General features: G+C 73.0%; 7 protein-coding genes and 1 pseudogene. 5 read left to right on the top strand and 3 right to left on the bottom strand.

All coding sequences use genetic code 11. The features are described from left to right. A pseudogene (locus AB8Z75_RS29590) lies at positions 1-256 on the top strand (hypothetical protein); the annotation flags it as partial. Positions 257-284: 28 nt separating this feature from the next. Here the strand turns inward: AB8Z75_RS29590 and AB8Z75_RS29585 are convergent. Together AB8Z75_RS29585 and AB8Z75_RS29580 are read right to left on the bottom strand one after the other, a co-directional pair. Further along, entirely contained in the window at positions 285-848 is a 564-nt protein-coding gene (locus AB8Z75_RS29585; protein WP_369207328.1) for a hypothetical protein, read from the bottom strand. 120 nt (positions 849-968) lie between these two features. Continuing rightward, positions 969-1520 carry a glycoside hydrolase family 25 protein gene (locus tag AB8Z75_RS29580; protein ID WP_369207326.1) on the bottom strand — a complete coding sequence of 184 codons (552 nt, stop codon included), beginning with the start codon at positions 1518-1520 and terminating at the stop codon, positions 969-971. Positions 1521-1830: 310 nt separating this feature from the next. Here AB8Z75_RS29580 and AB8Z75_RS29575 point away from each other — a divergent pair, with 310 nt between their 5' ends. From AB8Z75_RS29575 to AB8Z75_RS29560, 4 genes are all read left to right on the top strand, one after another. After that, entirely contained in the window at positions 1831-2880 is a 1050-nt protein-coding gene (locus tag AB8Z75_RS29575; RefSeq protein WP_369207324.1) for an LLM class flavin-dependent oxidoreductase, read from the top strand. Between the two features lie 232 nt (positions 2881-3112). After that, on the top strand, positions 3113-3538 hold the full coding sequence (locus tag AB8Z75_RS29570; protein ID WP_369207322.1) for an OsmC family peroxiredoxin: 426 nt from the start codon (positions 3113-3115) through the stop codon (positions 3536-3538). A 74-nt stretch (positions 3539-3612) separates the two neighbouring features. Further along, positions 3613-4509, top strand: coding sequence for an Fpg/Nei family DNA glycosylase (locus AB8Z75_RS29565; protein ID WP_369207320.1), 897 nt, complete (start codon positions 3613-3615; stop codon positions 4507-4509). Between the two features lie 51 nt (positions 4510-4560). Further along, a complete protein-coding gene (locus AB8Z75_RS29560; protein WP_369207318.1) occupies positions 4561-5763 on the top strand; it encodes a trans-acting enoyl reductase family protein in 1203 nt (400 codons plus the stop codon). A 39-nt stretch (positions 5764-5802) separates the two neighbouring features. Here the strand turns inward: AB8Z75_RS29560 and fabF are convergent, their stop codons facing one another. Beyond that, positions 5803-7071, bottom strand: coding sequence for a beta-ketoacyl-ACP synthase II (fabF, locus tag AB8Z75_RS29555; RefSeq protein WP_369207316.1), 1269 nt, complete (start codon positions 7069-7071; stop codon positions 5803-5805). Positions 7072-7180 lie beyond the last annotated feature (109 nt).

Below are 7180 nucleotides of genomic sequence, written 5' to 3'. Positions count from 1 at the left end.
CGCGATCGGAGGCGGGCGGACGGCGCGGGAGGCTCAGGGGGCCGCCCAGCAGCCGCTCGATCACGCGCCGTGGCTGGCGGAGGCCGACAGCCCGCTGGGCCGGTTGCGGTACGCGCTGCCCGCGGTCGGTTTCGGCCCCGCCGAGGGCGCGGGCGGCCTCAGAGGAGCGGACGGCACGCCGGACGCCGCGCGCAGCCCCCGCGACTGGGCGCGCGTACCGGGACTGGTGGGCGGCGACACCACCGAGTGGCTCTGAGCGCCGTTTCGTCTCGGTCCCCCGCCGGTCACACCAGCCACTCACCGAACACCACGAGCACGAAACCGAGCGCCAGCACCGCCGTGGCCACCCGGGTGCGGCCTCTGCGGCTGAGGGCGATGGCGGTGCCGGAGAGGATCAGCGCCAGCCCGTAGAAGCCGACGGTCAGGACCGAGGGGGCCGCGCCCAGGCGGACGGCGAGAGCGACGGCGACGGCGAGCATGACGACGGTGGACAGGACGATGCGGACGCGCCGCGCCTGTCGCGGCGTCAGCGACGGGCGCTCCTCCTCGTCGGGACCCACTCCGTCAAGGCCCACCTCGTCAGGGCCCACTCCGTCAGGACCCACCTCGTCAGGGCTCGTCCCAGCGGGCCCCGTCTCTTCCTGGCCCACCTCGGCCGAGCCCGCGGGCGCCTCGTCAGCGGAGGGTCCTGGTGCCTCACGCGTGGAGGCGTCCTCCACGCGGGTGCGGCTCTGCGGTGGTGTGCGTTCCGCCGCCGGGGTCCGCTCGTGCGTGCGTATCCGATCGTCTGTGGGGGCCTCCGTGCGAGCGTGGGGGGACGGGGACGAGGGCGAGTTGGCTTCCGGCATGAACGGGAGCGTATCGGCAGCGGGCATCGGGCGGGACCCTCGGCCGCCGTCGGCGGTGATCGCCCCGGCGGCGCGGGGTTCCCTCCGGGTCCTCGGGTGCTGTACGGCGTTCCCGCGCGGCTACTTTCCGCCACCCGCCCAACTGCGAAGGGCGTCCCGGCTGTCGAACTCGCCCAGGTTGGTGTCGATGGGGTCGCTGGTGTACTGGTGGAAGCGCCAGCGGTGTTTGACCCCGGGCTCGCCGGGCTTCCCGTTGTAGTGCGCGATCCACAGGCCGTCTCCCGCGAACGAGGTCTTGTCGCGGTTGAGCCAGAAGTCCACGTTGCAGTAGAGCAGGACCTTGTGCTTGGGCGCCTTGTCCTGCACGTACTTGATCCACTCGTCCTTCTCGTCGTTGCCGACTCCCGCGTCCTCCCAGTCGAGTGCCAGCATGTCGCCCGCGGCGAGATTGATCTTCGAGAGGAAGTAGTCGGCCTGCGCCTTCATGCTGCCCGGCCTGACGAAGTGGTAGAAGCCGGTGACCAGTCCCGCGTCGCGGCCCGTCTTGCGCTGCGCGACCCACTTGGGGTTGGTGTACGACTTCCCCTCCGTGATCTTGATGAAGACGAACTCCATGCCCCTCGTGCTGTAGTCCTCCGGCTGATAGGAGGAGACGTCGATTCCCTTGATCATGACTGTGCGCCACCCACTTCCTTCTCACTCTCCGAATGAGTCCGGTTACTCTTTGATACCCGCCGGGCGTCACACCGTACCGCCGCGGAAGCCGCCGGACGTACGGAAGTTGTTGTACGGGGTGCCCAGTCGTCCGGCGCGTCGTCGCACACAACTCTCGCGGGGCGCGCGCCCCCTTGGCACAATCTGCCCGGTCCGCACACCACTCCTCGCGCCATCCGGCACCGGCTCAGGCCCCGCCCGGCACCGGCTCAGGCCCGCCCGGCACCGGCTCAGGCCCACCCGGCGCCGGCGGCAGGAAAGGTGGCTCATGAAGTTCAGTTACGCGATGCTTCCGGACTACCCCCTCACCGAGTCGCTCGGGGCGATACGCCTCGCCGACGAGCTGGGATTCCACGCGTGTTACGCGGCCGACGAGACCTGGCACAAGGACATGTGGCTGCTGTTCGCCGCGGCGGCGGGATCGACCGACCGCATCCGGTTCGGACCCAGCGTCTCCCCCGTCACCCTCCGCGAGCCCTCGCTGATCGCGCAGGCCGTCGCCACTTTGGACGAGTTGTCCGACGGGCGCGCCGAAGCGGTGCTCTCCAGCGGAAACTTCGGCCTCCTCGCCCAGTACGGCATCGACTGGCAGCGCACCAGGCCGCTTTCCCGGACCAAGGAGGCGCTCGCCGTCGTGCGCACGCTGCTCGACGAGGGCACGATCACCCGGCAGGGCGAGTTCTACTCCTACGACGGGCTGTTCACCTTCGCCCGTCCTGTGCAGCAGCGGGTGCCGCTCAAGCTGGGTGCCATGCGCGGGCCGCGCTCCTTCGAGGCGGCCGGTGAGCTGTCGGACGGCTGCCACCACGCGCTCAGCTACACCCGTGACGCGTACGAGTACGCCGTCCGGCACATCAGGGCGGGCGCCGAGCGGGCGGGCAAGGACTGGCGCGCGCTGGACATCGGCGCCTGGGTGGTCTTCGCGACGGGTCCCGACTCGGCCGCGGCCAAGGACGCGGCCCGCAGCATGGTGGGCATCTACGCGTCCTCGATGCCCGCCGAGCAACTGGTGCGCAACGGCGTCGACCCGGCCGAACTGAAGCCGGTGATCGACGCGATCGGCGCGGGCGACCTGGCCCGCGGCATCGAGTTGACCACCGACTCGCTGACCGAGCGGCTCTCGGTGTCCGGCACCCCGCAGGAGTGCGCGGCCCGGATCCGTGACGAGATCGCACCGGCCGGTGTCAACCACGTGATCTGCGCCGTCACCGACCGGGCCCTGGTGCGGGCCTTCACCGGGCGCGATCTGGAAGGGGTGGCGGACACCGCGACCCAGCTGAGGGCGATCCACGACGAGATCATGCCCGTCTTCGCCTGAGGCCGGCGACGGCGGCGAGGACCACGGCGACGCCGAGGGGGAGGGTGACCGCCCTCCCCCTCGGCGCGTCGGGTGCCGTCCCGGACGTGGCGAAGGCGCAGGATCGGGTACTGCGGCACCGGTACGGGGTGCTCCGTGCCGGGCACAGGAAGCGGCTCGGCGCCTGCCCCGTGCCAGTCGACCTGTAGACATGTGGACCTGTTGACACGGACGCTACGGAAGAGGGATCACCATGGCCACCACACGCACCGCCCACACGGTCTGGAACGGCACGCTGCAGGAGGGGGCGGGGGCCGTCACCTTCGACTCCTCCGGCATCGGCGAGTACCCCGTCTCCTGGGCGGCGCGCGCCGAGGAGCCCGGCGGCAGGACCAGCCCGGAAGAGCTGATCGCAGCCGCGCACTCCAGCTGCTTCTCGATGGCGCTCTCGAACGGGCTGACCGGCGCGGGAACCCCGCCGGCCAAGCTGACCACCAAGGCCGCCGTGGACTTCCAGCCGGGTACCGGCATCACGGGCATCCACCTGACCGTCCAGGGCGAGGTTCCCGGCATCGACCAGGCCGCCTTCGCCTCGGCCGCCGCGGACGCGGCGCGGAACTGCCCGGTCAGCCAGGCGCTCAAGGGCACCACGATCACGCATGAGGCCCAACTGGTCTGAGGGCGGACCGGGAGGGTCCGGCGGCCTCGCCGCCAGGACATCCCGGCGTTTCGCTGCGTGCGGAAGGAGGTACCGTGCCGGAGCTTCCCGAAGTCGAGGCGCTGTCCGGTTTCCTGGAGGAGCGGCTGACAGGACGGTCCGTGTGGCGCGTGCTGCCGGTCGCCGTCAACGTACTCAAGACGTACGACCCGCCGGTGCAGGCGCTCGAAGGGCGCGCGTTCACGGGGGTGCGGCGCTGGGGAAAGTTCCTCGACCTGGCGGCGGACGGCGGGCCCGAGGGCGGTCTGCACCTGGTCGTGCATCTCGCCAGGGCGGGGTGGCTGCGGTGGCAGGACGCGCTGCCCGCCGCGCCGCCGCGCCCCGGCAAGGGCCCGCTCGCGCTGCGCCTTGAGTTGGCCGATGCCTCCGGCGGCGCCGCCTCGGGTGAGGGCTTCGATCTGACCGAGGCGGGGACGCAGAAGCGGCTGGCCGTCCACGTGGTGGGCGACCCGCGGCAGGTGCCGGGCATCGCCAGGCTCGGGCCCGATCCCCTGGCACCGGAGTTCGACCGCGAGGCACTGGCGGCGCTGCTCGGGGGCCGGCGTCAGCAGATCAAGGGCCTGCTGCGGGACCAGTCGGTCGTCTCCGGCATCGGCAACGCCTACTCGGACGAGATCCTGCACGCGGCGCGGATGTCGCCGTTCAAGCTGGCTGCCGACCTGTCCGAGGAGGAGGTCGACACGCTGTACGCGGCGCTGCGGGACACGCTCGCCGATGCCGTCGAGCGGGCGCGCGGGGTGTCGGCAAGCGAGCTGAAGGCGGGCAAGCGGCTCGGGTTGCGGGTGCACGGGCGCGCGGGCGAGGCCTGTCCGGTGTGCGGGGACACCGTCCGCTCGGTCTCCTTCCGGGATGCGGCGCTGGAGTACTGCCCGACCTGTCAGACCGGTGGCAGGCCCCTGGCCGACCGCCGGATGTCGCGTCTGCTGAAATGAGAGACGACACCCTACTGACCGGTAAGAGCCGCTCGTCCGGAGGAGATCGCTGTGCAGACTGGGACAGCTGAGCGCGGGGCACGGGAGTTCGACATCGTCCTGTTCGGAGCCACCGGGTTCGTGGGGGAGCTGACGGCACGCCACCTGGCCGCGCACGCGCCCGACGGGTGCCGCTGGGCGCTGGCGGGACGCAGCCGCGACAAGCTGGCGGCCCTGCGCGAGCGGCTGGCCGCCGACCACCCCGCCGCCGCCGACCTCGCCCTGGTCACCGCCGACGCCGCCGACGCGGGTTCCGTGGCGGACCTCGCCGCCCGCTCCCGCGTGGTCGCCAGCACCGTGGGCCCCTACATCCGCTACGGCACCCGGCTGGTCGCCGCCTGCGCCGAGTCCGGCACCGACTACCTGGACCTGTCGGGCGAGCCGGAGTTCGTGGACCTGATGTACCTGCGGCACCACTCCCGCGCCAAGGAGACCGGGGCACGGCTCGTGCACGCCTGCGGTTTCGACTCCGTCCCCCACGACCTGGGGGTGCGCTTCACCGTCGAGCAGCTGCCCGAGGGCGTGCCGCTCAGCGTGGACGGGTTCGTCCGCTCCAACGCCATGGTCTCCGGCGGCACGTTGGCGAGCGTCCTGCTCGCCTTCGCGCGCGCCGACCGGATGGCCCGCGCCGCCAAGGCCCGCCGCGCCGCCGACCCGCGCCCCGCGCACCGCGTCGTCCGCACGCCGACGGGCACCGTGCGGCACGACGAGGAGCTGGGCGTGTGGGCGGTGCCGCTGCCCACCCTCGACCCGCAGATCGTCGGCCGTTCGGCCGCCGCGCTGGACAGGTACGGGCCCGTCTTCACCTACCGCCACCACGCCGCCGTCAAGCGGCTGCCGGTGGTCGCGGGCGGGCTCGCGGGCGCGGCCGGACTCTTCGCCGCCGCCCAGCTGCCCGCGCTGCGGCGCTTCCTGTCCGCCCGGTTGGCTCCCGGCCAGGGCCCCGACGAGGCGCGCAGGGCCCGCAGTTGGTTCTCGGCGCGGTTCGTGGGCCGGGGCGGTGGCCGCCGGGTCGTCACCGAGGTCGCGGGCGGCGACCCCGGCTACGACGAGACGGCCACGATGCTCGCCGAGGCGGCCCTGTGCCTGGCCCACGACGACCTGCCGCCCACGGCGGGCCAGGTGACGACGTCGGTCGCCATGGGCGAGGCGCTCACCGCCCGGCTGGTCCGTGCGGGTCTGGAGTTCCGCGTGCTGGAGGACTCGCCGGAGTGAGGTGCCGGGCGGCCCACCCCCGTGGGGCGCGCGCCCTCTCTAGGGGTGCCGCGCGCCCCGCGGCGCGCGGAGCACGGCCACGACGTTCTGGCCGCCGAACCCGAAGGCGTTGACCACGGCGGTGCTCACGTCGGTCTTGCGCGCGGTGTGCGGGACGTGGTCGAGGTCGCACTCGGGGTCGGGGGTGTCCAGATTGATGGTCGGCGGCACCGCACCGTCCCGCACGGCCAGCGCCGCGACCATCGCCGAGAGCGCTCCGGCGGCCCCGATCATGTGACCGACCATGGACTTGGGCGAGCTGACCAGCAGCCCGTCCGCCGCCTCGCCGAAGACGGACCGCACGGCCTGGGTCTCCAGCCGGTCGTTGATCCGCGTCGCGGTGCCGTGCGCACAGATGTAGTCCACCTCGCCGGGGGCGGTGTGCGTCGTGGCCAGGGCCCGCCGCATCGCGGTGGCCGCGTGCTCGCCCGAGGGATGCGGTGCGCTGACGTGGAAGGCGTCCGAGGTGAGGGCGCCACCTGCGATCTCCAGGTAGGGCCGCGCGCCCCGGGCCGCCGCGTGTTCGGCGGACTCGACGACGAAGACGACGGCGCCCTCGCCGAAGACGAACCCGTCGCGCTCCGCGTCGAACGGCCGGCTCGCCCGCTCGGGCGCCTCGTTGCGGGTCGAGAGCGCGCCCATGGTGCTCAGTCCGGTGAACATGACCGGGGTGAGGGCCGAGTCGGTGCCACCGGCCACCACGACGTCGGCCTCGCCCGCCAGGATGGTGCGGCGCGCCTCCAGCAGGGCGTGGATGCCGCTGGCGCAGGCGAGGGCCGAGGCGTTGACGGGGCCGTGGGCGCCCAGGTCGATGGCGACCTCGCAGGCGGGCATGTTCGGGATCACGGAGGAGACGAAGTACGGGCTGACCTTGCGCGGGTCCTCTTGCCGCTGGTCGGTCGCCGCCTCGATGCCGGGGAAGCCGGCCACCGCGTTGTTGATCTGGACGCCGACGCGGGCGTCGGGGTCGCCGTCCACGGCCAGTGCGGCGTCCCGTGCGGCTTCCCGTGCCGCGACGACGGCGTACTGCGAGAAGCGCTCCGAGCGGCGGAGGCGCTTGCGGTCGAAGTGCTCCTCGGGGTGGAAGTTCTTGACCTCGGCGGCGATGCGGGTGGGGAGGTCACGCGCGTCGAAGCGGGAGATCTCGGCCACGCCGGATCTGCCGGCGAGCAGAGCCTCCCAGCTGGTCTCCTTGTCGTTGCCGACGGGGGTGAGCGCGCCGATGCCGGTGACGACCACGGCGGGGTGGGTGGTGGGGCTGTGGGACACGGTGCTGCTTTCGTTGTGAGAGGGAGGGAGGGAGAGCCCCCCCCCCCCCCCCCCCCCCCCCCCCGGGTGGAAGTTCTTGACCTCGGCGGCGATGCGGGTGGGGAGGTCA

Source organism: Streptomyces sp. PU-14G, assembly GCF_041028275.1.
Lineage (GTDB): Bacteria > Actinomycetota > Actinomycetes > Streptomycetales > Streptomycetaceae > Streptomyces.
This window is presented reverse-complemented; position numbering and strand designations above follow the sequence as displayed.